30 protein-coding genes and 1 pseudogene are annotated in these 26,775 nt (G+C 49.7%); 20 read left to right on the top strand and 11 right to left on the bottom strand.

The genetic code is table 11. The features are described from left to right. Positions 1-2: 2 nt before the first annotated feature. Both KHX94_RS09780 and KHX94_RS20430 read left to right on the top strand, forming a co-directional pair. On the top strand, positions 3-1,175 hold the full coding sequence (locus KHX94_RS09780) for a PepSY-associated TM helix domain-containing protein (RefSeq protein WP_244859398.1): 1,173 nt from the start codon (positions 3-5) through the stop codon (positions 1,173-1,175). After that, positions 1,175-1,627 (top strand): hypothetical protein, encoded by a 453-nt coding sequence (locus KHX94_RS20430; RefSeq protein WP_244859397.1) that lies wholly within the window; start codon positions 1,175-1,177, stop codon positions 1,625-1,627. Before KHX94_RS09780 ends, KHX94_RS20430 begins: the two co-directional genes overlap by 1 nt. On the opposite strand, the gene KHX94_RS21085 is transcribed toward KHX94_RS20430, so the two are convergent. Together KHX94_RS21085 and KHX94_RS20420 are read right to left on the bottom strand one after the other, a co-directional pair. Beyond that, entirely contained in the window at positions 1,621-2,097 is a 477-nt protein-coding gene (locus tag KHX94_RS21085) for a helix-turn-helix domain-containing protein (protein ID WP_280529643.1), read from the bottom strand. The genes KHX94_RS20430 and KHX94_RS21085 overlap by 7 nt on opposite strands. A gap of 4 nt (positions 2,098-2,101) precedes the next feature. Beyond that, positions 2,102-2,503, bottom strand: coding sequence for an AraC family transcriptional regulator (locus KHX94_RS20420; protein ID WP_280529642.1), 402 nt, complete (start codon positions 2,501-2,503; stop codon positions 2,102-2,104). 169 nt (positions 2,504-2,672) lie between these two features. On the opposite strand from KHX94_RS20420, the gene KHX94_RS09770 reads away from it, so the two are divergent. Continuing rightward, on the top strand, positions 2,673-3,830 hold the full coding sequence (locus tag KHX94_RS09770) for an iron-containing alcohol dehydrogenase (RefSeq protein WP_213683248.1): 1,158 nt from the start codon (positions 2,673-2,675) through the stop codon (positions 3,828-3,830). 99 nt (positions 3,831-3,929) lie between these two features. Here the strand turns inward: KHX94_RS09770 and KHX94_RS09765 are convergent, their stop codons facing one another. After that, on the bottom strand, positions 3,930-4,280 hold the full coding sequence (locus KHX94_RS09765; protein WP_213683247.1) for a hypothetical protein: 351 nt from the start codon (positions 4,278-4,280) through the stop codon (positions 3,930-3,932). 178 nt (positions 4,281-4,458) lie between these two features. On the opposite strand from KHX94_RS09765, the gene KHX94_RS09760 reads away from it, so the two are divergent. The 10 genes and pseudogenes from KHX94_RS09760 to KHX94_RS09730 all read left to right on the top strand — a co-directional run bounded on the left by KHX94_RS09760 (position 4,459) and on the right by KHX94_RS09730 (position 13,494). Then, positions 4,459-5,184, top strand: a complete 726-nt coding sequence (locus KHX94_RS09760) for a response regulator (RefSeq protein WP_213683246.1) — start codon at positions 4,459-4,461, stop codon at positions 5,182-5,184. Further along, complete coding sequence (locus KHX94_RS09755; RefSeq protein ID WP_213683245.1) at positions 5,177-6,637, top strand: sensor histidine kinase; 1,461 nt, start codon at positions 5,177-5,179, stop codon at positions 6,635-6,637. Before KHX94_RS09760 ends, KHX94_RS09755 begins: the two co-directional genes overlap by 8 nt. A 118-nt stretch (positions 6,638-6,755) precedes the next feature. After that, positions 6,756-7,241 (top strand): aryl-sulfate sulfotransferase N-terminal domain-containing protein, encoded by a 486-nt coding sequence (locus KHX94_RS20415; protein ID WP_244859396.1) that lies wholly within the window; start codon positions 6,756-6,758, stop codon positions 7,239-7,241. Continuing rightward, positions 7,160-8,500: an aryl-sulfate sulfotransferase gene (locus KHX94_RS09750; protein WP_244859395.1), complete on the top strand. Its 1,341-nt coding sequence runs from the start codon at positions 7,160-7,162 to the stop codon at positions 8,498-8,500. Before KHX94_RS20415 ends, KHX94_RS09750 begins: the two co-directional genes overlap by 82 nt. A 137-nt stretch (positions 8,501-8,637) precedes the next feature. Beyond that, on the top strand, positions 8,638-9,414 hold the full coding sequence (locus tag KHX94_RS09745; RefSeq protein WP_213683244.1) for a CDP-diacylglycerol diphosphatase: 777 nt from the start codon (positions 8,638-8,640) through the stop codon (positions 9,412-9,414). A 74-nt stretch (positions 9,415-9,488) separates the two neighbouring features. Further along, positions 9,489-10,250 (top strand): S1/P1 nuclease, encoded by a 762-nt coding sequence (locus KHX94_RS09740; RefSeq protein WP_213683243.1) that lies wholly within the window; start codon positions 9,489-9,491, stop codon positions 10,248-10,250. A 253-nt stretch (positions 10,251-10,503) separates the two neighbouring features. Next, positions 10,504-11,088 (top strand): TonB-dependent receptor plug domain-containing protein, encoded by a 585-nt coding sequence (locus KHX94_RS20410; protein ID WP_244859394.1) that lies wholly within the window; start codon positions 10,504-10,506, stop codon positions 11,086-11,088. Between the two features lie 222 nt (positions 11,089-11,310). Beyond that, the gene (locus KHX94_RS20405) at positions 11,311-12,342 is read left to right on the top strand and encodes a TonB-dependent receptor (protein ID WP_280529641.1); all 1,032 of its coding nucleotides are present in this window, start codon (positions 11,311-11,313) and stop codon (positions 12,340-12,342) included. After that, positions 12,309-12,755, top strand: coding sequence for a TonB-dependent receptor domain-containing protein (locus KHX94_RS21080; RefSeq protein WP_280529640.1), 447 nt, complete (start codon positions 12,309-12,311; stop codon positions 12,753-12,755). The genes KHX94_RS20405 and KHX94_RS21080 overlap by 34 nt, the downstream gene beginning before the upstream one ends. Before the next feature lie 64 nt (positions 12,756-12,819). Next, a pseudogene (locus KHX94_RS09730) lies at positions 12,820-13,494 on the top strand (Fe2+-dependent dioxygenase). 11 nt (positions 13,495-13,505) lie between these two features. Here the strand turns inward: KHX94_RS09730 and KHX94_RS09725 are convergent. Beyond that, on the bottom strand, positions 13,506-14,654 hold the full coding sequence (locus KHX94_RS09725) for an MFS transporter (RefSeq protein WP_213683242.1): 1,149 nt from the start codon (positions 14,652-14,654) through the stop codon (positions 13,506-13,508). 387 nt (positions 14,655-15,041) lie between these two features. Here KHX94_RS09725 and KHX94_RS09720 point away from each other — a divergent pair, with 387 nt between their 5' ends. The 4 genes from KHX94_RS09720 (at position 15,042) to KHX94_RS09705 (ending at position 17,580) form a co-directional block, all read left to right on the top strand. After that, the gene (locus KHX94_RS09720) at positions 15,042-15,485 is read left to right on the top strand and encodes an AzlC family ABC transporter permease (protein ID WP_213683241.1); all 444 of its coding nucleotides are present in this window, start codon (positions 15,042-15,044) and stop codon (positions 15,483-15,485) included. A gap of 17 nt (positions 15,486-15,502) precedes the next feature. Further along, on the top strand, positions 15,503-15,781 hold the full coding sequence (locus tag KHX94_RS09715; RefSeq protein WP_213683240.1) for a hypothetical protein: 279 nt from the start codon (positions 15,503-15,505) through the stop codon (positions 15,779-15,781). Beyond that, complete coding sequence (locus KHX94_RS09710; protein WP_213683239.1) at positions 15,778-16,086, top strand: AzlD domain-containing protein; 309 nt, start codon at positions 15,778-15,780, stop codon at positions 16,084-16,086. The genes KHX94_RS09715 and KHX94_RS09710 overlap by 4 nt, the downstream gene beginning before the upstream one ends. A 90-nt stretch (positions 16,087-16,176) precedes the next feature. Then, positions 16,177-17,580, top strand: coding sequence for a diguanylate cyclase (locus KHX94_RS09705; protein WP_213683238.1), 1,404 nt, complete (start codon positions 16,177-16,179; stop codon positions 17,578-17,580). Positions 17,581-17,596: 16 nt separating this feature from the next. Here the strand turns inward: KHX94_RS09705 and KHX94_RS09700 are convergent, their stop codons facing one another. Both KHX94_RS09700 and KHX94_RS09695 read right to left on the bottom strand, forming a co-directional pair. Next, a complete protein-coding gene (locus KHX94_RS09700) occupies positions 17,597-19,366 on the bottom strand; it encodes a putative bifunctional diguanylate cyclase/phosphodiesterase (RefSeq protein WP_213683237.1) in 1,770 nt (589 codons plus the stop codon). After that, positions 19,275-19,655 (bottom strand): type IV pili methyl-accepting chemotaxis transducer N-terminal domain-containing protein, encoded by a 381-nt coding sequence (locus tag KHX94_RS09695; protein WP_213683236.1) that lies wholly within the window; start codon positions 19,653-19,655, stop codon positions 19,275-19,277. Before KHX94_RS09695 ends, KHX94_RS09700 begins: the two co-directional genes overlap by 92 nt. A 375-nt stretch (positions 19,656-20,030) precedes the next feature. Here KHX94_RS09695 and KHX94_RS09690 point away from each other — a divergent pair, with 375 nt between their 5' ends. Next, a complete protein-coding gene (locus KHX94_RS09690) occupies positions 20,031-20,792 on the top strand; it encodes a DUF4097 family beta strand repeat-containing protein (protein ID WP_213683235.1) in 762 nt (253 codons plus the stop codon). Positions 20,793-20,841: 49 nt separating this feature from the next. On the opposite strand, the gene KHX94_RS09685 is transcribed toward KHX94_RS09690, so the two are convergent. Beyond that, positions 20,842-21,108, bottom strand: a complete 267-nt coding sequence (locus KHX94_RS09685) for a DksA/TraR family C4-type zinc finger protein (RefSeq protein ID WP_213683234.1) — start codon at positions 21,106-21,108, stop codon at positions 20,842-20,844. Positions 21,109-21,124: 16 nt separating this feature from the next. Continuing rightward, positions 21,125-21,754, bottom strand: coding sequence for a flavin reductase family protein (locus KHX94_RS09680; RefSeq protein WP_213683233.1), 630 nt, complete (start codon positions 21,752-21,754; stop codon positions 21,125-21,127). Positions 21,755-22,190: 436 nt separating this feature from the next. Between KHX94_RS09680 and KHX94_RS09675 the strand changes: the two genes are divergently transcribed. Continuing rightward, positions 22,191-22,403: a cold-shock protein gene (locus KHX94_RS09675; protein WP_213683232.1), complete on the top strand. Its 213-nt coding sequence runs from the start codon at positions 22,191-22,193 to the stop codon at positions 22,401-22,403. Between the two features lie 220 nt (positions 22,404-22,623). Next, a complete protein-coding gene (locus KHX94_RS09670; protein ID WP_213683231.1) occupies positions 22,624-22,827 on the top strand; it encodes a hypothetical protein in 204 nt (67 codons plus the stop codon). Positions 22,828-23,020: 193 nt separating this feature from the next. Here KHX94_RS09670 and KHX94_RS09665 read toward each other — a convergent pair whose 3' ends face one another. From KHX94_RS09665 to KHX94_RS09655, 3 genes are all read right to left on the bottom strand, one after another. Further along, positions 23,021-23,350: a hypothetical protein gene (locus KHX94_RS09665; RefSeq protein ID WP_213683230.1), complete on the bottom strand. Its 330-nt coding sequence runs from the start codon at positions 23,348-23,350 to the stop codon at positions 23,021-23,023. Between the two features lie 244 nt (positions 23,351-23,594). Then, the gene (locus KHX94_RS09660) at positions 23,595-24,356 is read right to left on the bottom strand and encodes an SDR family NAD(P)-dependent oxidoreductase (RefSeq protein ID WP_213683229.1); all 762 of its coding nucleotides are present in this window, start codon (positions 24,354-24,356) and stop codon (positions 23,595-23,597) included. A gap of 1,014 nt (positions 24,357-25,370) precedes the next feature. Next, positions 25,371-26,708 carry a coproporphyrinogen III oxidase family protein gene (locus KHX94_RS09655; protein ID WP_213683228.1) on the bottom strand — a complete coding sequence of 446 codons (1,338 nt, stop codon included), beginning with the start codon at positions 26,706-26,708 and terminating at the stop codon, positions 25,371-25,373. Between the last annotated feature and the right edge of the window lie 67 nt (positions 26,709-26,775).

The raw sequence follows: 26,775 nt of genomic DNA, 5'->3' as shown, positions 1-26,775 counted from the left end.
CCATGCAAATCCGCAGTGATATTCTGAGGATCTATCAGAAAGTACATCTTTGGACCGGCATTACCGCTGGCATATTGTTGTTTATCTGCTTCTTCGCTGGGGCGCTGACCATGTTTAAACCCCAGCTGTCAGCTTGGGCATCACCGCCAAGCCATGTGTTACCCCAAATCCCCACAGCGCAGGCAGATAGACTGTTACAGCTAGCGTTGGCACAACATCCAGAAATCGCTAAAGGCTTCACGCTGCATCTCAATGACGACATGTACGCCCCGCTGACATGGTACAGCCGTGGTGGTGGCCGCAGACTCAATCTAGATACGCAGCAATGGCAAGCAACACTGGATGAAAATGGTCAGCTGTTGACTCAACAAGTGCAGCCAAGCCAACTCGGTTTATTGATCGATTTGCTGCACCGAACCGCTGGAATTCCCCATACCCGACTAGGAATTTCGGTGATGGGAGTGGCGTCTGTACTGTATTTCATGGCTCTGGTTTCCGGCGTTATCTTCTTACTGCCAACCTTGGTTAAAACCCTGTTTGCATTGCGGCAAAAGAAGGGGCCGAGCCGTTTCTGGCTGGACAGTCATAATCTGTTAGGGATTACAGCGCTGCCATTTCATATCGTGATTGCAGTCACTGTGGTAGTGTTTGCCTTTCACGATGTCTTTTACGATGCATTGGGTAAGTTCGTTTACGATAACCCGCCCGATATCATGCGCGGCGCGCCGTTAGCACAGCCGCTCAATATCTCCCATTTACCGCCACTCAGTGAAATTATTGCCACGGCTAACCAACATGCACCAGGACATGAAGCACGTTCGCTGATGTTTATCGGTTTAGATACCCCGCGTCCGGTGGCGAGAATCGAGATGTACAGTGAGCAAGCGTTGATGCGCGGACCGCTCGCCGACTTTTTATTCATGCAGCCCTATTCGTTGGCAACCCAATTCAGCACTTTCTCACCGACAGAAGGTGGCACCTGGGGACGTATCGTGGCGACATTTTTCGGACTGCACTTTGGTAGTTTTGGCGGCATGCCAGGACGTTGGCTCTACTTCTTTATGGGGCTCAGCGGTGCCATGTTGTTTTACAGCGGCAATCTGCTCTGGTTGGAAAAACGCCGTCAGCAGCAAAAGGGGCTGAATTACCACAACAACCGCGCAAAGTACGCCTGATGGCGGCGGCCACGGTCGGCTGTTGTCTTGGCTCAATGGTAGCCGTAGCAATAACCATGCTGGCGGGGAAATGGTTGTATCCGTGGGTTGCTAACATCAATTACGGTTACCTGTGGTGTTACTATCTGTGTTTTCTTGCCGCCGTGCTCTATAGCTTCTGGCGTGGGGCAGCCCGAGCGGCCATTCATCTGCTGCGCTTGGGGGCATTGGCCTGTATTGCGATACCCGTGACATCCATACTGGCCACCTTTACCCCATCATTAGGCATCTGGGCACCACACACTTTAGCAACCTTGATGGTCGATTTAATGGCACTGATATTCGCCTTCGGCTTTCTTTACAGTGCCCGGCTCACGCGACAACGAGCGCTGACTGGCCCAGCAGATAGCATCTGGGCTATCGCTGACCAGCGAGATACCACCACACAGGCTAATCGCTTGTCAGCTTACTGAAACTCTTCCGCAGTCCTGGCGTAACTGCCAGGACTCTGATTGAAATAGCGTTTAAATTCGCGGCTAAATTGTGCCGCACTTTCGTAACCCACACCGGAGGCGGCCTGCTTCACCCGCATGCCTTGCAGCAACAGTTCCCGCGCCCGATTTAAACGCAACTTTTTCAGATATTGGATGGGCGATGAAGCGGTGACTTCGCGGAAACAGCGATGAAACGCAGAACTGCTCATATTCACCAACTCGGCTAGATGCTCCACTTCAACCGTATCGCTGTAGTGTCGATGCATAAATTGCAACGCCTTGTCGATCCGTGCCAAACGGCTGTGCGCCGAAGCCAAAGCGTACAATGGTGCGGCATTCTCACTCAGTAAAATACGAAACAACAGCTCCCGCATTATGCCATCGCCCAAAACGGCGGCTTCCAGTGGTGACTGCAAAGCACATAGCAGTCGTTCAATGCAGCAGCTCAACAACTCACTGCTCTGGGCCAGAAAAACCGGGTTGACGCCCCCGCTCCTGAGTAAACGGTAACTGATAATGCTGATTGAGCTGCTGGATCACGCGGCTTAATTGCTGTGGTTCGATATCCACCATCATCACCAGTGTTGGCTCATCACTTGACGCAAAAGTCTCGCACTCCAGCGGCATGGGCACTGTCATTACTAACGGTTGCTGGGGGTTATACTCCAGCACTTTATCTTCAATAAACAGTCGCTTGCGCCCTTGTCCCACAATCATAATCCCTTGCCAGTAGTACATCGGCCGCCGACTGCGATAACTGTCTGCACGGAAAATGCGGATCCCGGGGATAGCGGTAGCAAAGGTGCCGCTCTTGGGCGCAAGCGTTGCCATCAAGCGCGCAATATTTGTCATCATTTACTCCTTACAGGCAGAAATCAGCAGTATTTAACCACTAAATACTCACTATTTCACAGTATGAAGCAGGAATAGGCATAAATCGGCCAGCAATGGGTATGGCGCTTCGCTGCCAGAGGACTACTATGGCCCCCATCAAACTATGCTTGGCAAAATGGAGACTGTGTCCATGTTTAACTTTGATTATCGTAACCCTACCCATATTGTTTTTGGTAAAGACCGCATTGCCGAAATCGACAAGCTAGTGCCACAACAGGCTCGGGTATTGGTGTTATATGGTGGTGGCAGCGTCAAAAAATTTGGCACGCTTGCGGCAGTCAAGCAAGCGCTTGCTAACCGCCAGGTCTTTGAATTTGGCGGAATTGAAGCCAATCCCCGTTATGAAACCTTGATGCGCGCCGCCGCTATTGCGAAAGCAGAAAACATCGATTTCCTGCTAGCCGTTGGTGGGGGTTCCGTGATGGATGGGACTAAGTTTATCGCGCTGGCAACCCATTTTGCCGGTGATGCTGCTAGCTTGCTGTGGAGTGGCACCGCCGCGGTCGACAGCAGTAAAATCTTACCGCTGGCCACGGTAGCGACGCTGCCAGCGACTGGCTCCGAGATGAATGCTTTTGCCGTGGTCAGCCACCCCAAAGGTAAATTCGGTATCACTCATCCGCAGTGTTATCCGCAATTTTCAGTACTGGATCCGAGCCTGACCTTCACGCTGCCGAAAATCCAGGTTGCTAACGGTGTTGTAGATGCGTTTGTGCACGTGTGTGAGCAATATGTGACTTATACCGCCGAAGCCCGAGTGCAGGATCGCTTTGCGGAAGGCTTACTGCGCACGCTCATTGAAGTCGGGCCCGTCACTGTGGCACAACCGCAGGATTACGATGCCCGTGCGAATCTAGTGTGGGCCGCCACCAACGCCCTCAACGGACTCATTGGCACTGGGGTACCGCAAGACTGGGCAACCCATATGATAGGCCATGAGCTGACTGCCCGTTTTGGCATTGATCATGCGCAAACATTAGCGATTGTGATGCCATCGTTGTGGCAGGTATGCCGCGAACAGAAACATGATAAATTGCTGCAATATGCTGAGCGCGTTTGGGATATCAAAACCGGCAGCGATGCCGAACGTATCGATATGGCGATTGCCAAGACCCGTGCATTCTTTGAAAGTCTGGGCATTAAAACTCGGCTCCGGGACTATGATGCAGCACAAGCGGATATTGACGACATCATCTCTGCCTTGGAAGCCCATCATATGGTCAAACTCGGAGAGCACCAGTCGATCACGCCCGCAGTTAGCCGCCAGATCCTTGAACAAGCTTGGTAACCAGTACTTGGGACTGACCGCATATTGCGGTTAATGATCGCTAATTGCATAAAAAAATCAGGGTCAACAGACCCTGATTTTTCATTTACCATTTACCGCTTACTTCGCTGCTTTTTTGGCTGGAGCGTTATCTGCTTGTGCCTGCCATCTCATGCCGCGCCCCATAAATCCTGGATGACCACCACAGTTACCTCGCATCGCAAAATGCTGGCCACGGCCACCGTTAGCGTGCATCTGTTGCATCCACTGCTGCCGGGCCTGAGGGTTATTACGCATGTTGTCACGCCATTTTTGCATTGCCTCAGGATCCTGATGTAACGCCTGCATGGTCTGATACTGTGGGTTATCGCTATTCATCATACCGGCACCATTCCCCCAGTATTGGGCTGATGCACCTGCGGAAATGACCAGAGCGGTTACTATCAAAGCGGCTTTAGTTAATGTTTTCATCTCAATACTCCTAATTGCTGTGTACGTCTGTATTACAGCAAGAAGTCGTCATCTATGTGTGTCGCAATTCCCTTCTTTTCTGACAAAGCGTCACAATCCCCACGACTGACAAACTTTGCCACACTTTCCCGCGCAATCTGTATATAGTAATGCTCAAGGGGTTTTATAAGAGGTTGAAATGGAACGGGCTTATCAAATACTTGTGGTGGATGACCACAAAGATATCCGCGACTTGCTACAACGTTTTCTACAACAGCACGGGCTGCGGGTCAGCACTGCGGCCGATGGCGCAGCCATGGAAAAATTGATGGCAACCCAGCGATTTGATCTGATTATTCTCGACCTGATGTTGCCGGGAAAAGACGGCATTACCCTCTGCCGCGAAATCCGCAGCAACAACAATGTGCCAATCATTATGCTGACAGCGCTGGGAGAAGAGATTGACCGTATTGTCGGCCTGGAAGTGGGCGCCGATGACTATGTTCCTAAGCCGTTCAACCCGCGCGAATTGCTGGCACGGATCAAATCTGTGCTGCGGCGCCATTTTGCCATTCCTACCATTGATGAACAGCTGAGTACCAGCCCCACGTTATATCGGTTCGCCGGTTGGCAACTCAATACCCTTTCCCGCGAGTTGAAAGATCCCCAAGATGCCTTAGTCGCCCTGACATCAACCGAATTTGCGCTGCTGCTGGCGTTTCTGGCACATCCCAATGTGGTACTGAGTCGAGAAGATATTTTACAACTGGTACAAGGCCGCGGGGCCGATGTTTATGATCGAGCCATCGACACGCTTATCAGCCGTTTGCGCAAGAAAATCGAACCGGATCCGAAGCAACCCAGGTTGATTAAAACCATCTGGGGCGGGGGTTATCAGTTCAGTTGTGAGGTCACACATGGTTAACTGGTATCAAAGGCAACCGCTGATTTACCAAATAGGGCTGGTGATCCTGATTGGCTTTGCCTTGAGTTTTTTGCTGACACTGTTTCTGTTGTCATACGATAAATCGCAACGACTTAATCAGTTGTCGGTGTCCGGCGCGGTACAGCGGGTGATTGCGGTTGCCGAGACATTACAGCAAACGCCAGCATCGCTGCACCCTTCCATCCTCAACGCCAGCAGTAGTTCCGACTTACAGCTGTCACTGACCGATGCGCCGAGGGTCACCACAGCCACCAGCCAAACTGATAACATGAGCCAACGGTTTGTTCAGCGCTTGTATGCCGCTGGCATCAAGGAAGCCAATCTAACGCTGGTTTCGCAGCCGCAACGGCCTTTGATGGATCTTTCCAGACATGACATGGAAGGCATGCGCGCCATGATGAATAATGGCGCGATGATGCGTGGTTCATCGACCATATCAGGCCGTAATGGGCCGCCGTTTGCTGGCCGGGGTCGCAATCTTAATTACAGTGCCACCATTGATGGCTCGGTCAAACTCGCCACTGGACAATGGCTGAATTTTTCTTCCGGCATCGAAACCGATATTACCCATTGGTCCAACAGCGTTCTCATTGCGCTGGTCAGCGTCATGCTACTGACCATTTTGCTGTCGTTACTGGTGATCCGCCGGGCCTTGACACCGATTGCGCAGTTGGGCAGCGCCGCCTTAGCCTTTGCCCGCAATAAACAGGTGCAGGAGGTCAACAATCATGCCCCGCGGGATCTGTTACCAACCATTAATGCCTTCAACGCCATGCAACAACAACTGACCGATTACATCAAGGAACGCACCCAGTTGCTCGCGGCAATCTCTCACGATTTACGCACGCCACTGACCAGCCTGCGGTTAAGGGCAGAATTTATTGAAGAGAGTGAAGATAAACAGCAACTGCTGCGCACCATCAATACCATGGAAAAAATGCTGACAGCGACCATGCGCTTTGCCAAAAACGATAGCAACCGAGAAGCACGGCAAATGACCAACATTGATAGTCTGTTACAGACAATTGTTGATGAATATGATGAAAGAGGGGTCGAGATTAACTATCAGGCACAGCATGGCTTAACTGGCAATATTCCGCCGGTGAGCGTGCGGCGCATGACCGAAAACCTGCTCAATAATGCTATCCAATATGCAGGAAACAACGCCCAGATAAGCCTGACATTAGCGCAAGATCATGAGCAATTGCGTATCTGTGTCGCCGATAATGGCGTTGGCATTCCCGCCGATAAAATGCAGGAAGTGCTGAAACCTTTTACCCGGCTCAGTGTAGCGCGAGACACCGACAGCTCCAATGTGGGATTGGGATTATCCATCACCCATTCACTGGCGACCGCTTATGGGGGTAACCTGCTGTTGCAGCCCAATCAACCTTCGGGGTTGCAAGCAACCATTGTTCTCTCGTTGCATTAAGGGCAATTCAGGCTGTTGTAATCTATATAAATATCGCTTTTGTGATCCTGCCGCTACCCAAACGCAGCACCAGATTGCAGTCTTGTGTACCTTAGTTAATTCGCGCCGGAGAGAAAGGATGCATAAGTCTGTCATCGCAACAGTGCTGCTGGCACTGACCATTACCGCCATCACCACAGTTACTACCCCGGCTGCGGCCTCAGTGCTGAATATCAGCCGTCCTTCGCAAGGCCAACTGGGGTTGGTTAGCGTCAATCCCTACGGTTATGCGCCGCTGACGGCGATTATTGGACTGGCAGGGAAACAACCAACCGACATGCAAGTAACGGTTTTAGGTAAGGGCAAAGCGGGCGTTGATATTCACTACAGTGTCGGTCACAGCCAACTGTTGACCTATGACGGTGTGCCGGTGTTTGGCTTGTACGCCAATTACCAGAATCGGGTGCGACTCAGTTACACCTTAGCCGGAAAAAGGTTGATGAAACCTACAACATCTTCACTCAACCGTTGCAAGGGATCAGCGTGGATAATGCAGTGGCGGCCTTTCCGACCATCAAACCGGTCACCGTTGCCAAAGGTTTTAAACAGCGCTTGTACTGGATAAACCATCTGGTCGCCGATCAGCATTCAGAATCGATGCAGTGGGCTAATGGTGGCGCACTAGAGTGGGATCGTTGGCCACTGGATTTCATTACCGATACCCAGGGTGAAGTTCGCTGGTATCTCGACCCGCATAAAATTCATGATCAGCAAGATATTGGCAAACGCGGCATTCTGATGGGCGTTCACCAAGTTGCTAACGGCGACATAATATTTTTGCAAGGGCAGCGCTATTACCGCATGGACTTGCTAGGGCGCATGGTATTTGAACGCTGGTTGCCCAAGGGTTACATCGACCTGTCCCATGACATGAAAGCCCTGCCGAACGGCCACTATCTGTTACGGGCAGCCAAACAAAACTACCATCGCGCTGACGGAAAAGTGGTAAATACCGTGCGTGACCAAATTCTGGAAGTCGATGAATATGGCCGTCTGGTCGATGTCTGGGATCTTAACCGCATCCTCGACCCGTTACGGGACAGTCTGATGAAAGCCTTAGATCCGCGCGCTGTGTGTCTGAATGTCGATCTGCAAGCCAAAGGCAACGAGCTGGAACCTGATGCGCCCTTTGGCGATCACATGGGCGTTGGCACCGGTCGCAATTGGGCGCATGTCAATTCGGTCGAATATGATGCCAGTGACGATGCCATTATCATCTCATCGCGCCATCAAGGGGTGTTTAAAATCGGCCGCGATAAACAGCTGAAATGGATTCTGGCACCACGCAAAGGCTGGAACAGCCAACTGGCAAGCAAACTCCTGACACCTGTGGATACCGATGGCAAGCCGCTGGACTGTGATGAAAATGGGGTGTGTCAACACAGCGATTTTGATTTTGGTTATGCCCAACATGCCGCCTACCTGGTGCCACAAAAAGGCACGCTAACCTTGTTTGATAACGGTGATGGCCGCCATCTCGCACAGCCGTTTTTTGCCAATCAGAAATACAGCCGCGCGGTGGAGTACCAGATTGACGAGCAAAAGCTCACCGTCCAGCAGCGCTGGGAATTTGGTAAAGACAAAGGCTATGACTGGTACAGCCCAGTGACATCCATCGTCCGTTATCAACCAGACACTGACAGCATGCTGATCTTCTTTGCCACCGGAAAATTACTGGAGCAGGAACTGACTGAACCCAGATTAGTCGAAGTGAAATACGGTACGCAGCAGATCGCCGTAGAACTGGATATGCTCGCGACCACACCGCAACAAGCATCGTATCGGGCATTAGTGATCCATCCAGAATTGGCATTCAGCCACTAACAACTGCCGCTAGTTTTAACCTTAGCGCTGCTGTCTTTATAAGACTTGCAGCGCTAGCCGTTTTCTTTTTAACGTTGGCCGTTACAATAGCCGACTTTTAACTTAACCCAGTTTTTACTGTTACTCTGGAACCCTTCATGGTCAGAACGTCGAGAAAATTTCTGTTAGCGTTTGCGGTGCTAATTCTCATCGCCGCTGCGGCAGCTACCTATCTTTGGCAAACGCCAGCTCATAATCCCGACGCCCTGTGGCACTTAATCAGTGAACGCTGTGTGCCAGATATGGAAGAACATGGTAAACCCGCGCCCTGTAGTGAAGTGAATGAATCCAAAGGCTATGTCACCCTGAAAGACCGGCATGGCATTCTGCAATATCTGCTGATGCCCGTAGACAAACTCTCGGGAATGGAAAGTCCTGAACTATTGCGCCCATTGACGCCTAATTTCTTCGCTATCGCCTGGCAACAACGCACCCTATCCAGCGCGCTGATGGCACAACAGCATCAAACCGTTCCAGATAGTGCGCTGTCATTGGCAATTAACTCCGAATATGGCCGCACCCAGAATCAGCTACACATTCACATTTCATGTCTGCGTCAAGATGTCAGGCAACAATTGAATGCCCTGATGCCGACACTCACGGCAAACTGGCAACAACATGAGCTTGGCCCCAATAGCTATTTATTGCGGACACTGACGTTACCGCAGTTACAAGAAGAGAGTGTATTTATCCGCCTGGCACAGGAGCTCCCTGATGCGGCTGACAATATGGGGCATTACGGCTTGGCACTGGCCGATTTACCCAACGGCCAACTGGTATTGATGGCAATTAAAGCCAACTGGTTCACCGCCAATAACGCTTCTGCCGAAGAATTACAGGATCATAGCTGCAAGATCCTGCAACCCAACAAGTAACTGCATTTCTGGCAGACTTTGTCTGAACGATAATGCCAGTTACAATTGCGCCTTCAACAAACAGGAGAATCTTTATGTATCGTTACTGTGGCTTGTTATTGTTGCTACTCTCCAGCCAGGTTCATGCCTGGGGATTTACTGGCCACAAAGCCTTTTGTGAAGCCGCCTATGATTTAACAGCTCCCGCCACCCAGAAAGCACTGGATGCTATTGCGGCCAAACAGGGGGATTATCATTCATTCGCTGAGGCCTGCACCTGGGCGGACGATATCAAAAAAGATCACCAGTGGGATTGGTCAAAGCACCTGCATTACATCAATGTCACGCGCAATGAAACAGACCTGCATAACGCCGACTGCAACAAGGGCTGTGTGCTGAGTGCTATTGCTGAACAACAAGCCAAGCTGAAAAAAGATCCGCAAGACTGGCAGGCGTTATTCTTCTTGGCACACTTTGTTGGCGATTTGCATCAGCCGTTACATGTCAGCTATGCCGATGATTGGGGTGGCAATAAAACCGAAGTCACCTTTTTCAATCAACCAGCCAATCTGCATGGCATCTTCGATTACGGCATCATTGAACATATGGTAGGTGACGATTGGCAAGGTTTTGGAGACCGCTTAGCCAAACTCGCCAACCAAGCTGATGCTAGTGGCACACCAGAACAGTGGGGAGATGAATCGCTCACACTGACTCGCGATATTTACGCCGGTTATCAACCTCATGAAATTCTCGGGCAAGCGTATGTGGAAAAATACGGCCCGATAATTGAGCAGCGGATTGAGCAAGGTGCCGTACGGTTGGCAAAAATACTCGACAATATCTACGCTCCCTAGTCTGCTATCACGGCATTTTCTGTTTGAATCCATGCCCGGCAATACCGGGCATTTTTATGGCACCCTCGCGGCCAACAACACTCAGGTTGCACCTTTCCCAACATAACCACAGTTCAACGACTATGATCCACATCAATTTTAATGTAAATGATAATCGTTATTGATCTCATTTTTATAAATCTCTATATTAGCTGGTGCTAAAAAGTGCAGACAAACTGCCATCGATAACACACATATAATCGGGAATTTTGTAATGAAAATAGCACCACGCCGCCACCGAAGGATTCGACTCGGCTCCCAGGTTCTGGGTTCTCTCACATTAGGTATGGCAATCTCCGCGCTGCCAGTATGTGCCACGGAACAACCACCCGCCGCCAACGAATCGCAGCACCATGAAGATAAAGCCAACGAGCACCATAAACCGCAACAGCCGCATCACGATAAGAAACTGGAACATATTGAGGTCAACGGTGACTATCAGGGATATAACACTCGCCGGGTACAATCCGGCAAATTCACTGAGGATCTGCTCAATAGCGCCAAAACCGTCACGGTGATCAATCAGGATCTGATGAAGGATATGGGCGCAGAAAGTTTTTCTGATGCACTGCGCGCCACACCGGGGATCACCTTGGGAACTGGCGAAGGGGGTAACCCGTATGGCGATCGGCCATTTATTCGTGGTTATGATGCGCAGTCATCGACCTTTATCAACGGTATGCGCGATGTGGGGTCACAGAGTCGCGAAACCTTTAATATCGAGCAAATCGAAGTGTTGAAAGGCCCAAGCTCTGTCTATAACGGTCGGGGGCCGTTGGTGGCAGCATCAATATCGTGACGAAAAAGCTCAGGCAGGTGACTTTATCAATGCTGACTTAGCCATCGGCACCGATGCGCTAAAACGTGGCACCTTAGATGTGAATACACAACTGAGCGATGAAGCCGCGTTCCGTATCAATATGATGAGCCACGATGCGGATACGCCCGGGCGTGACCAAGTATCCGGCAACCGCTGGGGGTCGCACCATCATTAACCTTCGGCCTGACAACCGCGACCCAGGTGACACTGGAATACTACCATTTTGAGAGCCACGATATTCCTGATTACGGGATCCCTTATGATCAGAGTTCCGGTCGTCCGGCCAAAGTAGATGAAGACAATTTCTACGGGCTGCTGAGTCGCGACTTTCGAGATAACAGTGATGACACGGCATCGGTGCTGATCACGCATGATTTCAACGATAAATTGCATTTCAGTTCCACATCGGTATACAGCCGAAACACCAACAACTATATCGTGACCAACCCTGATGACAGTGCCGGTAACGTTGCCAACGGTTATGTGTGGCGCAATACCAAATCGCGCAACTCGGTTACCAAAACGCTGGCAACGCAACTGCAATTGAGTGGAGAAGTCACTTTAGCCGGGATGCCTAACCGTTTTGCTATTGGCACCGAGTTGAGCAATGAACGCACCAGCAACCGCAACTATAGCGTCGATACCGGTAACGGCCGCAACGCTGGCTGTGATGATGCGATGTTAGCCAGTTATAACTGTACCTTGTTGTCAGCACCTAATCCTCACGATCCTTGGACAGGCACCATCAGCCTGAGCACAGATGCCACAGTAACAGAAACTGACACCCGTTCACTCTATGCCTTCAATACGCTGGAACTGAACGATGCTTGGTTTATCAATGGTGGTATTCGTTGGGACGATTACCAAACCAGCAGTGAAGCGGCGTCTGCCACCTTGGATAACGACAGCGACTTTTTCAACTATCAGTTGTCAGTGCTGTATAAACCCGCGGCGAACGGCAGTATTTACGCCGCGTGGGGAACCTCATCCAACCCGCCAGGAACCTCTAACGGGGATGGTAGTGATCGACTGGGCAGCAATAATGAAGATCTGCAACCGGAAGACACCAAGAGCTACGAGTTGGGCAGCAAATGGGAATTGTTCGATGGCCGCCTGTCGCTAAACGGCTCGATATTTCAGATTGAAAAAACAATGCCCGCGTTGCCACAGAAGCCGGACGTAGTGCACCGCAAGCCAATGTGGGCAAGCAAAAGGTCAAAGGCTTTGAGGTAGGGTTTTCCGGTGACATCTTGCGTCATTGGCATGGTTTCGGGGGCTATACCTATCTGGATGCCACTTTGGACAGTAACGGCTATAACAGCGAATATGACGGCAACCGATTCCCCAATACCGCCAAACACAGTGTCAGCCTGTTCAGCACTTATGATATTACTGAGCAGTTGACTGCCGGAGCTGGCGCTTATTACATGAGCAAAGTTTACGGTAATACCGCTAACACCTTGTGGATCCCTTCTTATTGGCGTTTTGACCTGATGTCGTCTTATCACGTCAACGATTACCTGACGCTGCGATTCAATGTGCAGAATCTTATGGATAAACGTTACTACGACAAAGCCTATGCCGCCCACTTTGCCAATGTGGCACCTGGACGCTTGGCGATGCTGAGCGCTGAAGTTCATTTTTAACTATTGAAACTGCGGCTTTCCGCTGGGGAAGCCGCCCTTACTATCTGGCAGATGGAGCCACATGATGTTAATTGAAATTCCCCATGTTTTTCCCAGCGACGAAGTCCGGCAACTCCGGCAACAACTGGATGCTCGTCCCTGGATAGACGGCAATCAAACCTCGGGAGAATTAGCCGCCACCCGCAAACGTAATCAGCAACTGAGTCAAGATGATCCGATTGCACAGGAAGTGGGGCAACGGATAATAGAGCGATTGCTAGCGCAGCCATTGTTTGTCTCTGCCGCACTGCCGTTAGAGTTCTATCCGCCACTGTTCAACCGCTATCAAGGCGGGCAGACATTTGGTTATCACATCGACAATGCGATTCGCGCCACAGACAATGGCATGCTACGCACAGACTTGTCTGCCACATTATTCCTCAGCGAACCAGAGAGTTACGAAGGGGAGAATTAGTAATTCAAGACACTTACGGCCAGCAAAGCGTTAAACTCAGTGCCGGTTCTTTGGTGCTGTATCCTGCCACCAGCCTGGCATCAAGTAACCCCCGTAACCTCGGGCGAGCGCACGGCAGCCTTTATGTGGCTGCAAAGTATGATCCGCGATGACGGGCAACGGCAAATACTGTGGCAACTGGATCAATCAATCCAGACACTTACCGCACAGCAAGCCGATGCGCAGCAAATCTTCAATCTCAGCGGTATCTACCACAACTTGTTGCGGCGCTGGAGTGAGCTGTAAGCCCTCGGCCATCAGGCATGAGCCACCGGATTGCGATGTTGTCCCGGTTTACGCAATAACATCAGCAGGTAGACAAATGACACTATCGCCATGGTCAGGAACAACAGACTGTCGGAATACTGCTGCATCAACAAGGCGATCAATGACGGGCCAACCAGGCTGCCAACGGTATAACTGAGCAACAGCGCCTGATTCATGGAAACCAGTTGCTGATGCGGCACCTTCTCGCAGGCCCAAGCCATAGCAACCGGATACAGGGTAAAACCCGCGGCACCGAGAATAAATAATGCGGGCGTCAACGCCGCATGCACCAGCATCGCCAACGCCCCCAGAATCAACACAAACACCTGTACCCGCAATACCATCAAACGACCATAGCGATCCGCCAGTCGTCCTATTGGCCACTGCCCAACAATGCCTGCACTGACCAGTAATGCCATCCAAAAACCCACCCGAGCATCATTCATGCCGAGATGATTCAGATAGAGCGGCATCAGTCCGTATAGAGATCCCAACACCACGCCAGAGATCAGGCAGCCGTGTACGCCGAGTCGTGCCTGAGATAATTTCAGCATGGGCAATACTTGCGGAGTCTGCTGTGATGATTCCTGAGTGTTAATAATGCGGGTAAAGAGCAGCGGCAACACTGAACTTAGCACCAACGCCAAGGCCCACGGCAGAACACTCATCAAGGCGGTTGGCAATTTAGTCAGCAGCAGTTGCCCAGCAACAGTGCCAAAGTAATACACCATCATGTAGGCCGCCAGCAGTCGGCCACGGTTGCTTGAGGTGCCGCTGCACATCAAAGCACTTTCCACCACCACCCAGATCATGGCACAGCCGACACCAGCAATAAAACGCCAGATAAACCAGCTGTAGAAACCTACCATCAGCCCAAGTCCGGCGCAGCCCAGCGCAAACAGCAAACTAGCAATGTAGTAACTGCGGTTAAATCCATAGCGGCTGATAAAGTGCCCCGCCAACACTGTGCCCAGCAAATTACCGGCAAAATAGGAGGAACTGACCATGCCAACCTGCCAAGTTGGCAGATTTTCATGCGCCAGCCATAAAGGCACCAAGGTATTCAGTACCGCAATCGCCAGTGTCAGCAACAGTAAGCCACTGAGCAACAACAGCACCGGTCGGGTATAGATAGACATGGAGTAAAACCACGGAGGGCACAATCAAAGTGCGCGCATTATTCCACCAGCGCACCGACAGTCAATCACCACTATGAGCACCATAATGACCGCAATAGCATCACGGACGAAAAATCTTACCGAAAATCCTCATTTAATAGTTATTAAATTGATTTTTATATATTTTTTATATGACCACTGACATATGACTGCTAGCTTTGTCCAAAAAATTTCATCAATACATTATTTCATGTGACTCAAAATAACGGCCAGATGTTCGGTGCTAACGGCAAATCAGGCCTCGGCGGTAACATAAAGTGCTGTCTGCACAGTTAGTTCATGTTATAACGCTAAGCCTTATTTGTTAAATATCTGCAACTTACTTGCGGCATAGCAGCTAATGGCATTATGAACGGTTCTCAACAGCCACCATCGGCACATTCACTACGCGGACAACAAGCCCAGTTTATTAAAGGCGCGATTGATATTATTCCCCTCTGTTTGGCGGTACTGCCATGGGGCATTCTCGCTGGTTCAATGGCCATTCAATCAGGGCTGGATGTGTGGCAAAGTCTGGGGATGTCGGCGATTATCTTTGCTGGGGCGGCGCAATTGGTCACCCTGAGCATGTTGATCTCTGGAGCCAACCTCTTCAGCATTATCGTCACCATCTTCTTTTTGACATCGCAGCATTTCATCTATGGGCTGACATTGCGTGAATTTGTCACCCAACTGAAACTCAAATACCGCCTGCCGATTGGTTTCTTGCTGACCGATGAGCTGTTTGCATTGAGTGTTCCCAAAGTCCGAGAACAAGCCTTGAGCGTCAGCTATCTGCTAGGGGTGGGCTGACGTTCTACCTGTTCTGGGTGCTAGTCAGTGCGTTAGGTATCTGGCTCGCGGCCTCTGTGCCCGATCTGGCAAAGTACCATCTGGATTTTTCCATCATCGCCACCTTTATTACGATTGTGGTGCCCATGGTCAAAAACCTCAGCACACTCGCCGGGGTGCTGTGCTCGTTACTGCTATCTGCGGCCTTGTCACTGGCACAGGTGGAAGGCGCTATCGTGATGGCGGGCATCGCCGGGATGATATTTGCCGTGATAGTTGCGCATCTGACGCATAAACCTGCGGAGGAAGCCCAATGAGTTGGTGGTTACTGCTAACGTTAGCATTCATCGTGTTTTTCAATCGTTATCTGTTTCTGGAACCCAGATTACCGCTACGTATCCCCAAGGTAGTGCGGGAAGCGCTATCTTATTCTGCCCCTTGCTTGTTGATTGCCATCTGTGCGCCGGTGATCTTGCTGGATCATGGAGAACTACGGCATTTTCCAGATAATCCTTATCTCTGGGGCGCCATCGTCTCGGTGATTATTGCCTACTTTGTCAGACATATGCTCAGCGCTGTTGCGCTCAGTTTGTTAGCTTTTTATCTACTGAACTGGTGGTAATTTTTGGTGAATATTCAAGCATATCTTTGGACTTTCCCCTGTAATCTTGCTAGTTTTGCGGCCGGATCACCTCAATAGCCAGGGAGTATCATGAGCAGCGCCACCAGCAGTAAAGTTGCTAACGACTGGAATGCTTTGATTTCTGAGACAAATCCAAACTGTATTCGACTTAATCGACAACTCGTTGCCATACATAGCAGCGAGCTGGCAACACAATTCTATCGCCATATGTTGGATGCCGAAGATGCCTCCGTCTTTCTGTCCCATGACCAAGTGAAGACTCGGTTACATGGTTCTTTGCAGCAATGGCTGGTCACGCTGTTTAACATTGATGAACAATATGATCTCGCTGCTACCATCGCCCTCCAGGTCAAAATCGGGGAAATTCATGCCCGAATTAAAATTCCGATGCACTTGGTGTTACGGGGAGCCCGCTACCTGAAACAACATTTTTCTGAATTACTGCAACAAGAACCGCTAAACGCACAGCAACAAAATGAATGTTTGCAGCATTTTTGCGATACGCTCGATATGTCTATGGAAGTGATGGGGCAGGCGTACGCCAGCTCTTATGACCGTAATACCCGTTCCGATGAAGTCTATCGGCTGTTTTCCATTACCCAGAATTTATCTACCGAGCGCGAAAAACAGAAAGGTGCGTTGCTGGACTGGGAAAACCGCTTGATGTTTGAATGCACTGTGGGCAATCCAGATGCAGAACTCCCCACGCTCGGCATTTCTGAATTTGGTTTATGGTTTACCCACAAAGGTTCACATGCGTTTCAGGATTATCCTGAAACGCAGATCATCAATGAACGAATCAAGATTATTGATGAACAACTGTTAGTAGAGATGCAGCAAGGGCATGACGTAAGGATCCAGAACCTACGCAAAGTACGGGATGAAACCAAACGTTTAAAATTCCTGCTGGATGATATTTTTGCCAAAAGTTCGGAGCTGGAAAGTGGTCGAGACGTACTGACCAAACTGCTCAACCGCAAATTTCTGCCTACGGTACTCAGCCGCGAAATTGCCCATGCTCGCCGCAACCACAGCCAGTTTGCACTGCTGTCATTGGATATTGATTACTTTAAAGGGGTCAATGATTCATATGGCCACGAAGCTGGCGACAGTGTGTTACAGCAGTTGGGCGGTTTTCTGGTCAGTAATTCACGTGCTGGGGATTTTGTCTTCCGTCTCGGTGGCGAGGAGTTCATGATTGTGCTGGTTGATGTCAATCCAACCAATGCCCGCAGTATTGCCGAAAACCTCCGTAACAACGTGGCCGCAGAACATTTCATGCTGCCAAACGGTGAGCGGATCCACATCACCATCAGCTCTGGCCTGGCATGCTTTAACGGTCATCCCGATTATCAGCATATTCTGCGTCAGGTTGATAAGGCGCTGTACGATGCCAAGAACAATGGCCGTAACCGTGTGATTATTGCCGATATCGACAGTGCTGATAATGAGAGTGCCGATATCGAAAGCTAACACATGAGGCTATGTGCTAAGCCATAGCCTCATTACGAATATCAATCGAGCCTTGCAATAGTATGGATTCCACCTGCTCCGCCGACATTGGCCGAGCAAACAAATACCCTTGGCCTTCCTCGCAGCCCAACTGCTGCAACAAGGTCATCTGTTCTGTGGTCTCAATCCCCTCGGCAATAATGGTACGGTTCAAGATATGGCCGATTTCGACAATTGCCTCAACCAGTTGTGCGTCTTTATGATCGCGCATGGCGTTAGCCACAAACGACTTATCAATTTTGAGCACCTTCATCGGCAAATCCCGCAGCCGGGACAGACTGGAATGACCGGTACCAAAATCATCAATAGCCAGCGTAAAACCCTGCTGTGTCAAGGCTTGTAGCTGCGGCATAATGCGGCTCATGTTGTCCATGATATTGTTTTCAGTGATCTCTAACTGCACTTGCTGTGGCGCCACCCCCAACTGCTGCGCTAACGACTGGATCCGTTCGCTGATGTTACTGCGCAGCAACTGTTTGACTGAGACATTGATGGCCATTTCTACGGTGATCCCTTGCTGTTGCCAACGCACCAATTGCTCCAACGCCTGCACCATCACCCAGTCACCTAGCTCCACAATTAACCCAGAGTCTTCCGCGATTGGAATAAATTCCGCCGGAGAAATCATCCCCTGCTGAGGATGTTGCCAACGCAACAGCGCCTCCACACCACAAATCCGGCCGTTGCGCAGATCCACCTTTGGCTGATAAAACAGCATCAGTTGTGAACAGTCGGTCATCGCCTGCCGCAGCTCCTGATCCAACTGGATACGCCGAGTCATTTTTGACGTCATCATCGGCTGGAAGAAACGGAAACAACGCCCGCCCTCATCTTTAGCAATGCGCATGGCCTGATTGGCATGCATCAGCAAACTGCGGGAACTCGCACCATCATCAGCATAGAAAGCGAGTCCCAGAGAAGCGGTTACCTGCACGCAAAAACCTTCGCCTTCAAACGGTGCGGCGACAGCCTGTAATAATTGCTGCATCAGGTGTACGAGTTCGAGATTCTCTTTCCGCTGATCCAGTACAATGGCAAATTCATCCCCGGTGATCCGTCCAAGGAATCCGTGGTATTGCTTCACCAGCGTTTCCAGACGCGTAGCAATACCGATGAGCAGTTCATCGCCTTTATCATGTCCGAGACTATTGTTGATATCCTTGAAGCGATCCAGCCCCACAGAAATCACCACCAAGGCACTTTTGTTCTGCCGCGCTAAATCGACACATGTCTGAATTTTTTCCAACATTGACAAACGATTAGGCAAACCCGTCAAGGGATCGTTAAAAGCCTGAAACCGTACGCGATGGGTGATTTCTGCATCCATTTTTCGCAGTAGCTGCAAATACTGTTTTTCCCTACGGTACAAGGAGATCAACAACGGCCGGAAGATAAATAGCGCTTCCAACAACAACGTAGTCAACATGCCTATCAATGACAGGCGGTTAAAATGCTGTAATTTGGCAATGGCGGCTTCGCTGTCTTGCTGGAATTGCAGCACCAACGCGTCGAGGGCGTTGAGAATGTCGTAACGCGCTAATGCCCGTAACTGTTGATATGCCTGTTCCCGTTCGGGGAAGCCAAGCGACTGATCCACTACCTGTGTGGCTAAATGAAAAAACGCTTGCAAGCGCTGGTCGAGATTCACCGGCGGCTCATGAAAAATTCGCTGCACGGCGACTGAACTTGGCGCGGGGATCGCCATCTGCGTTGAACCATACATCAACGCCTGATGTACCTTTTTCATCGTTGCCACAGTCTCCAGATATTCCCCGGAAACAGGGTCGGCGAGCGTTCATTTTTTCGGCTAACAGTTGCCCGGCAAACAGGGTAATGCGCTGTGATAACATGCGCTGCCGTCCGGCAAGGTTAACGATGCGGGCACTGGCTTCCTGTTGATTAACAATGCTTTGCACCAGATAGTGCGACAGTAATGCCAGTACGCCGATGATCAGCAATGCCAGCAGATATGTCAGGGTACCGCGGCGCCAGTGTAACCGCAGCAGTTGCGGGTTCCGATACAAAGCCTTTTTCATACTGTAAACACTCCCTGTTAACAGAGTCAGGCCATAATGTCTGACATAAAATCGGAGGAGTATGGCGAATTTATCACCATTTTTAGTGTAGTTGTCCTCGCTTGATTACGATGGAATTTTTTCATTATAAAGCTACGAAAAACTGCGGTGATAAACAACCCTTTAACAACAACATGGCTTAGTCAATCTCACCGCTTAATGGTAAAAAAACCTATTTTTTATTTCCCCGATGCACATAAAAATATACTTCATTGATTTATAACAAAATATTTATTGGCACAACATCTGCAAATACTGTGGAGAGTTCATCGATTTTGAGAATACCAAGGTTCAGCCGGCTCACACGGCGGAACACAATAATAAGGACGCAAAACTATGTTTGTACGCTCAACTCTGCTCATGCTGGCTTGTGTGCTGCCACTCACTGGCTGTGTTTTCTATGTCAATGGTGCCCATAGCGAACCCCTCAATCATGGTCACCGGACATTGCAACTCAATGCCGCAGAGATTCAGCAGTTAACCGCCGATACCGGAGCCGGAGATCTGGTGATTGTTGGCGTTGCCGAGCAGCAACAGATCACCGTGGACGCCGATGTTTACGACTATCCTGATGTACCGGCAAAACTGACGCTCGAACAGCATGGTACACAAGCCGTATTAGTCGCTAAATTCGATAGTCATTTCAGCATCAACCGCAACTCACCCTATATTAACTTACGGGTGACCGTCCCGGCCGCCATGGTGCTGGATGTGACCGATGGTTCCGGGCAACTGGAAATCCGCGATATGACCGCCAATATAAAAGTCGTCGATGGTTCCGGCGATCTCACCATTCGCGGTGCTCATGACCTCGATATTAACGACGGTTCCGGCAGCGTAACGCTCGCAAACATTAGCGGTAAAATTCGCCTTGATGATGGTTCGGGTGATATCGATATCCGTGACGTGGGTGGCGATATTCGCATTGATGACGGTTCTGGCAGCATGACAGTGAAAAATGTGCAGGGCACTGTCACCATTGACGATGGTTCCGGTGACATTGATGTACGGCACACACAAGGGCTGAATATCATCAATGCTGGCTCTGGAGATGTACACTTCGACAATATCAATGGCCCGGTGACAATGGACAAATAACCGCCATTAACGCAAAAAGCTGGACTTGCTGTCCGGCTTTTTGCCAGCATCAACGTAGCTGGCTGTCTTTGGAGCCACGACGATTATACCCCGCAAAACTCTGCCGACGCTTGTCTTCCAACGCCTGACAACTCACGCACAAACGTACGCCCGGAATTGCCAAACGCCGCGCCTCTGGGATGGTTTCGCCACACTCTTCACACTCTGTCAGGCTTTCGCCTTTGGGAAGCTCACCGCGTACCCGAGCAAGTGCATCTTCAACAGTGCTGTCTATCTGCTGTTGCTCAGCCCCATCTTGTGCCCAACCTGATGCCACAATGACCTCCACTTATCTACTTGGTAACTGACGGCCGCGCCATCTCAAATTCGGTCGCCGCGCTAATAGCAAAATAGCTCGCTGGACCACCCGCACGCAATATCGGCTCGGCGGCAATGGTTTGATAAATACCGTCTTTGATAAAGCGCTTATCGATATGCACACCCACAACTTCGCCCAGCACTAGCCAATTATCCATCGGCTGTTTTGCCGCCGTTTGCAGCCGGAGCAATTGGGTCAGCTTACATTCAAACGATGCCGGACTTGCCGCCACTCGTGGCACCTTCACCAACTGCGATGGCGCTTTCTCTAAGCCCGCTAATTGAAACTCGTCCACCTCGTTAGCAACATCAGCACAGCTGATATTCATCTGCTCCGCCAACGGCTTAGTGGCGAGATTCCAGCAAAACTCACCGGTTTGCTCAATATTGGCCACACTGTCTTTCCAACCCGAACTACAAAAGCCAATAATCGGTGGCATATCCGCAAACATATTGAAAAAACTATAAGGCGCGAGGTTAGCAATACCATCAGCATTACAGCTAGAGATCCAGCCAATCGGCCGCGGTGCCACTATCGATTTCAGCGGATTATGCGCCAGCCCATGATCTTGATTAGGCTGATAAAAATGAAACTGTCTCGACATGCAGCTCTCCTGAACGGTGCGGATTTTATCAATCACTCGCCATGTGATTTAACGAATTGCAGTATATCTATCTCAGTATGGGCGATGATGCTCAGATTCAAGTTTATCTCGCCTAGCAGTAACAGCCACACGTTGTGACACGATGCCAGTTCACAGGCAGCCAAATACCCCACGCACGACAGCTAAAAATGATGCTGACTCAAAATTTATTTGAGTCGCATTATTTTAATAATGTAAATAGTGCTATCTATTTCTACCAAACACTGTATAGTGCACTCAGCTCAAAAACATGAGCTATTGATGAAAAATTTAGTCCAAGTCTTCTCATAGTTTTCTTTCGAAGTATTTCGTTATTCAACTCCGGCAGTCACTTTTTCTTTATATTCCATTTTATAGCCTCGGTTTTCGACTTTTTAATAACTAACGAGGAATATATATGTCTGCAAAAATGACGGGCTCAGTAAAATGGTTTGACGAATCAAAAGGCTTTGGCTTTATCTCACCTGACAATGGTGGTGCTGATCTGTTTGTACACTTTAAGTCCATCATTTCAGAAGGTTTTAAAACCCTATCTGATGGTCAGCAAGTATCGTTTACAGTAGAAGCTGGTGCCAAAGGCCCACAGGCGACAAACGTTGCCACCGCATAAATGAGCATTTTTAATATTTTCTTGCATCATATTTATTTGGATGTGATGTAAGGATTTATGGCATTTATTTTTAGCCTAATTTTGAAATTTTATAATTAGGCTATTTATACTTGACCAACTATTAATTTAAATATTCTACTGCTCAACCTTAGCATAATTAACTGTTTAACTGGTTTTTCAGAATATATTATTTTGATAGCTTTTATTTAAGAGGTTTTTAATGAAAAAGAAGCGAAATGTAAATCAAAACAAAGTGCGTAAAAATAACCATGAAGAAATATTTGAATCTATGGTTAAAGAATATCAAGCAGCGAAGACCTTGCTAGATTCGATGGATGAAGGCACTGACGAACAGCTAAAGCAACAACGGCTCTGTGACAGTCTGTTTGCAAAAGCAGAAAAGTTCTTTAAGCAGCATAACTAAGTTCCACACCAACCCATCTTTGCGTGGCACATGCCATTGATAACCTGCATGCAGCCAACCACCTGCCATTGCAAACACGGAAGCTTTCGTGAGACATCCCCACAGAACCTATTCCCGCTAACGCTACTCAAGTAGCGTGGGGCATCGCTGCATCCGCCGTTGCCGATGATGTTTCCCCGATTCTGAAAGCCTATTACTGCGAGCAAAAATCAACGTGCTTTGCCATATGTCCTGATAAAAATGGGACAACCACCAATTCAATCTCAACTAATACACTGAATTTACAGGTAACAGCTATTCCCCTTGGCGCGGCGAAGGAGCATTGGGCGGGCATTAGCAATTGACGCACAGATGTGTCAAAGCCGCGCTGAGGAACGGATTCCGAGTTGGCGGCAATTTGCGAAAATGACAAAGCAAAAACGCCGTAGCGTTTCGTGACGTGGGGCGACAACGGGATTAATAAGAGCGAATACTCATCGGTGATGAGTATGCAGCCATAAATGATGAGCTGGCCGTTAGACATGGATATCGTTCGCGGCCGTTCAGCCCCCTTTTCCTCTGATGTGGAACGAGTAGTTTCACGACTTTCGCAAACGCAGTTCGCCATCGCGCAGCGATACCATTAAGCCAAAAACTCGCTTGCTAGGCGCTACCCTAAGCTCTAGCAAACGCAGTTTGCATTGGCACAGCCAACAACAGTGATGACTGTACTCTATTTTCGTTTACTGAGCTCCCCAGTCGAAATCTCCCACTTTGAAGGCAGTTTCTTAGACAGCGATGGTGCCGCCATCGACAGGAAGCGCCACACCTGTAACGAAGCCAGCGGCTTCGGACAGCAACCAAGCCACCGCTTGGGCGACTTCCTCGGGCTGGCCGAGGCGCTGCATGGGAACCGCGGCTTGGATAGCCGTGAAGATCTTGATCAGCTCCGGATCTTGTGGCATCCGTCCGACCATAGCGGTCTGGGTTAGGCCAGGCAGCACAGTGTTCACACGGATGCCCTTCTGAGCATAATCCACTGCGGCAGCACGGGTTATGCCGATCACGCCAGCCTTGGCAGCGATGTATTCTGCTGCAAAGGGGATCGCTGCTTGTGCAGTGGTCGAGGCAGTATTCACAATCGCACCACCTCCCGAGGCCAGCATAGCCTTGATTTCGTGCTTCATGCACAGGAACACGCCCTTGAGGTCGATGTCAATCACCTTATCCCACTGCGCTTCACTGATCTCGTGCAGCGGCTTTATCGCCTGTTCAACACCGGCATTGTTGAACGCGCCGTCCAAACGGCCGAATTCAGCCAAGGTAGTGGCGACTAGGTTCTCCACGTCGGCTTCTAGGCTCACGTTGGTTTTGACGAACAAACTAGTTCCACCAGCGCTGCGGATTTCCTCGGCGGTTACAGCACCGTCATCGTTTAGGTCTGCAACCACGATGCGGGCTCCGCAACCAGCCAGAAGTGTTGCCGTAACTTTCCCAATACCACTTGCGCCACCAGTCACGATGATTACTTTATCGTTGAGATCTGTCATGAGATGTTTCCTCTTTCGTAATGAGTCTGCTTGATATCCGGGGCAAGAGCATCGGCGACCTTAGCCAGAACAACAATTTTTGTGCCGTCATTTCAGTCGCTCACAACTGCCTTGATACTGGTCAATGCTGGTCCCGGTAAGAACTTACCTGTTTCTTCGTTTAATAAGTGCAACACACAAAAACCGACATGTGTCGGATAATAATAACCAACAAGTGTCGGTTTTCAATATTTTTTGAGGTTAGGTTACCTAGAATGAATAGCCGCGAGGGCAAAGAAGTCTAAAAAATAGAGCAAAAGATAATAGGGCAGCGACCAATAAATGACAGGAGAAATGAGGACAGCCACCAATTTATCTCAGCTAACATACTGAATTTACAGGCAACACAAATTCCCCCATCGACGCTGCGTAGGTGCGTTGGGCAGGCATTGAGCAATCGCGACATGGCCGTTCTCGGACTTCCATGTCCCTCACGGCATTTGGGCTTCCTGCCCGGCAGATATCGAGAAGCGATGGTGAGCGAGGAACCGCGAATCAGAACAATTTGCGAAAATGACAAACCAGAAGCGTTAGAGACGTGAAAAACAACACTGATGTGACAGGAGTACGCCGATATTCCTCAGCACATGCAGACTTGTGGCCGTCGCCAGCATGGATGCTGGCGTCGAGCTTACAGGGATGTACTTGCAACGTGCCACAAGGCTGCGTGTGCATTGCCCACCGCAGGTGATTTAGCGCATAAGCGCTTTAAGTACCGCGTAGTGCGGCATGGAAATGAAAAATAAACAGGCTACGCATCTGGTGTGGAGCGAGTAGCTCCACGACGTTTCCAAGCGCAGCTTGGTATGGCGCAGCCATAAATCTTTCGCAAACGAAGTTTGCAAGGCGCTAGCCTCAGCGCTAGCAACCGCAGGTTGCAATCCATCGCGCAGTGATGCCAATCCAGCCAACAAAAAAGGAATGCCTTAGCATTCCTTCCATCAAAATCAGCGCAAGCAACAGCTTGCAAGATAACTACATATCACAAGGTTTCAGTGGTTTCCGCAGCTGCGCCCGCACGTTATCCATGCCAGAATAGAATTCCTTCATCATCAACAAGCCCATCATCTTGCCGTTGTCGGTGACGATCAGCTCTTCTGGATTTTCGGGATCATTCTTCAACGCCCCAATCAATTTCATTGAGGTCATCTCTTTCAGCAACGCGGTATCTAAGTTAACGCCAAAGGTATCGCGGAAGTATTTGCGTGATAGACGGCCAGAAAACATTCCCAAAAGGAAACGGTACTGCATCACATCTTTCTTGCTGTAATTCTTTTGCTGTTCAACACCCATTTTGCCGTTTTTGATGCGTTCTTCATAATTACGTAGCGAGAAGGTATTCACATAAAGTGTGTCATTGAGGAAACTGAAAGAACCAGAACCGACACCGAGATATTCATCGTAATCAATGACGTATTCATCAAAACCTTCATTGTTGGCTTTACCGAAGGCCCAGGCAGACAACTGGTTATATTGTCCAACTAAGGTATTGAGGATCATCCGGTACTGATTTGCCATGTCGGCATGTGGTGCCGCCAGCGTGGCTTTGACACTCTTACGGGTCTGGTGGGTCACCATCAGCGGATAGGTGGTGATCTGTCGCGGATCAAGGCGAGAAGCCATGTCCAAATCATGCTGGATCACTTCATCAGTCTGACCACGGAAACCGAAGATCAAATCAACGTTGATGATGGGGAACAGCTCTTTGGCAGCCATGATCTTGTCGAACGTTTCCTGACCTGAGCCGAATTTATCCAAGCGTTCTGTCATCCGCAGAATGTCGTCATTGAAACTCTGTACCCCGATGGACATACGGTCCACCAGCCCTTTGAGCTGTTTAAAACCCGGGCTGTCCAGATGCTGTGGATCAGATTCACAGGAAACTTCTTTAATGGACGGGAACAGCGTTTTAGCATGTTCAATGGTGCGTGCTAGCTCATCTTCTAGCACTGTGGTGGTACCGCCACCGATATACATGGACTCGAAGTCGTAGCCCAAAGCCTTGACCATATCCATCTCTTTACGCAATGCCACAAAATAGCGGCGCGCTTTGTCTTCCTTAAACAGGAAACGGTGGAAAGTACAATATGAACAAAGCGTATGGCAGAAGGGTACATGGGCATACAGCATGTACTTTTTACCGGCTATTGGCGCTGGCATAACGTCGGCAGACATAGTATCCAGTCTCAGATTCTTGTCGACATAGTAGTGCATCACGTCTTCCATGGCTCGCAGCATCCAGTTAGGTACTGTGATATTGGATTGGTAGTTTGACACCAGTTGACGATCGAGAGTTTGGATAACAGATGACATAACGGTTCCTGTCTGGGTTACATAATCCTTAAATACCACAACTAGTTAGTGACTATCCAAGGCCGCG

This window comes from Shewanella dokdonensis, from assembly GCF_018394335.1.
Classification (GTDB): Bacteria; Pseudomonadota; Gammaproteobacteria; order Enterobacterales; family Shewanellaceae; genus Shewanella; species Shewanella dokdonensis.
The sequence above is the reverse complement of the archived record's forward strand: the minus strand, read 5'-3'. Positions and strand labels throughout refer to the sequence as shown.

Coding starts and splice junctions, on each gene's coding strand:
- KHX94_RS09770 (WP_213683248.1), top strand. CDS start 2,673: ATGTTTAACTTTGATTATCGTAACCCTACCCATATTGTTTTTGGTAAA.
- KHX94_RS20410 (WP_244859394.1), top strand. CDS start 10,504: ATGAAAATAGCACCACGCCGCCACCGAAGGATTCGACTCGGCTCCCAG.
- KHX94_RS20420 (WP_280529642.1), bottom strand. CDS start 2,503: ATGATGACAAATATTGCGCGCTTGATGGCAACGCTTGCGCCCAAGAGC.
- KHX94_RS09660 (WP_213683229.1), bottom strand. CDS start 24,356: ATGACAGATCTCAACGATAAAGTAATCATCGTGACTGGTGGCGCAAGT.
- KHX94_RS09720 (WP_213683241.1), top strand. CDS start 15,042: ATGAACGGTTCTCAACAGCCACCATCGGCACATTCACTACGCGGACAA.
- KHX94_RS09705 (WP_213683238.1), top strand. CDS start 16,177: ATGAGCAGCGCCACCAGCAGTAAAGTTGCTAACGACTGGAATGCTTTG.
- KHX94_RS09710 (WP_213683239.1), top strand. CDS start 15,778: ATGAGTTGGTGGTTACTGCTAACGTTAGCATTCATCGTGTTTTTCAAT.
- KHX94_RS09670 (WP_213683231.1), top strand. CDS start 22,624: ATGAAAAAGAAGCGAAATGTAAATCAAAACAAAGTGCGTAAAAATAAC.
- KHX94_RS09740 (WP_213683243.1), top strand. CDS start 9,489: ATGTATCGTTACTGTGGCTTGTTATTGTTGCTACTCTCCAGCCAGGTT.
- KHX94_RS09760 (WP_213683246.1), top strand. CDS start 4,459: ATGGAACGGGCTTATCAAATACTTGTGGTGGATGACCACAAAGATATC.
- KHX94_RS09655 (WP_213683228.1), bottom strand. CDS start 26,708: ATGTCATCTGTTATCCAAACTCTCGATCGTCAACTGGTGTCAAACTAC.
- KHX94_RS20415 (WP_244859396.1), top strand. CDS start 6,756: ATGCATAAGTCTGTCATCGCAACAGTGCTGCTGGCACTGACCATTACC.
- KHX94_RS09780 (WP_244859398.1), top strand. CDS start 3: ATGCAAATCCGCAGTGATATTCTGAGGATCTATCAGAAAGTACATCTT.
- KHX94_RS09690 (WP_213683235.1), top strand. CDS start 20,031: ATGTTTGTACGCTCAACTCTGCTCATGCTGGCTTGTGTGCTGCCACTC.
- KHX94_RS20430 (WP_244859397.1), top strand. CDS start 1,175: ATGGCGGCGGCCACGGTCGGCTGTTGTCTTGGCTCAATGGTAGCCGTA.
- KHX94_RS09680 (WP_213683233.1), bottom strand. CDS start 21,754: ATGTCGAGACAGTTTCATTTTTATCAGCCTAATCAAGATCATGGGCTG.
- KHX94_RS09755 (WP_213683245.1), top strand. CDS start 5,177: ATGGTTAACTGGTATCAAAGGCAACCGCTGATTTACCAAATAGGGCTG.
- KHX94_RS09725 (WP_213683242.1), bottom strand. CDS start 14,654: ATGTCTATCTATACCCGACCGGTGCTGTTGTTGCTCAGTGGCTTACTG.
- KHX94_RS09745 (WP_213683244.1), top strand. CDS start 8,638: ATGGTCAGAACGTCGAGAAAATTTCTGTTAGCGTTTGCGGTGCTAATT.
- KHX94_RS09675 (WP_213683232.1), top strand. CDS start 22,191: ATGTCTGCAAAAATGACGGGCTCAGTAAAATGGTTTGACGAATCAAAA.
- KHX94_RS09765 (WP_213683247.1), bottom strand. CDS start 4,280: ATGAAAACATTAACTAAAGCCGCTTTGATAGTAACCGCTCTGGTCATT.
- KHX94_RS09665 (WP_213683230.1), bottom strand. CDS start 23,350: ATGTCTAACGGCCAGCTCATCATTTATGGCTGCATACTCATCACCGAT.
- KHX94_RS09700 (WP_213683237.1), bottom strand. CDS start 19,366: ATGAAAAAGGTACATCAGGCGTTGATGTATGGTTCAACGCAGATGGCG.
- KHX94_RS09695 (WP_213683236.1), bottom strand. CDS start 19,655: ATGAAAAAGGCTTTGTATCGGAACCCGCAACTGCTGCGGTTACACTGG.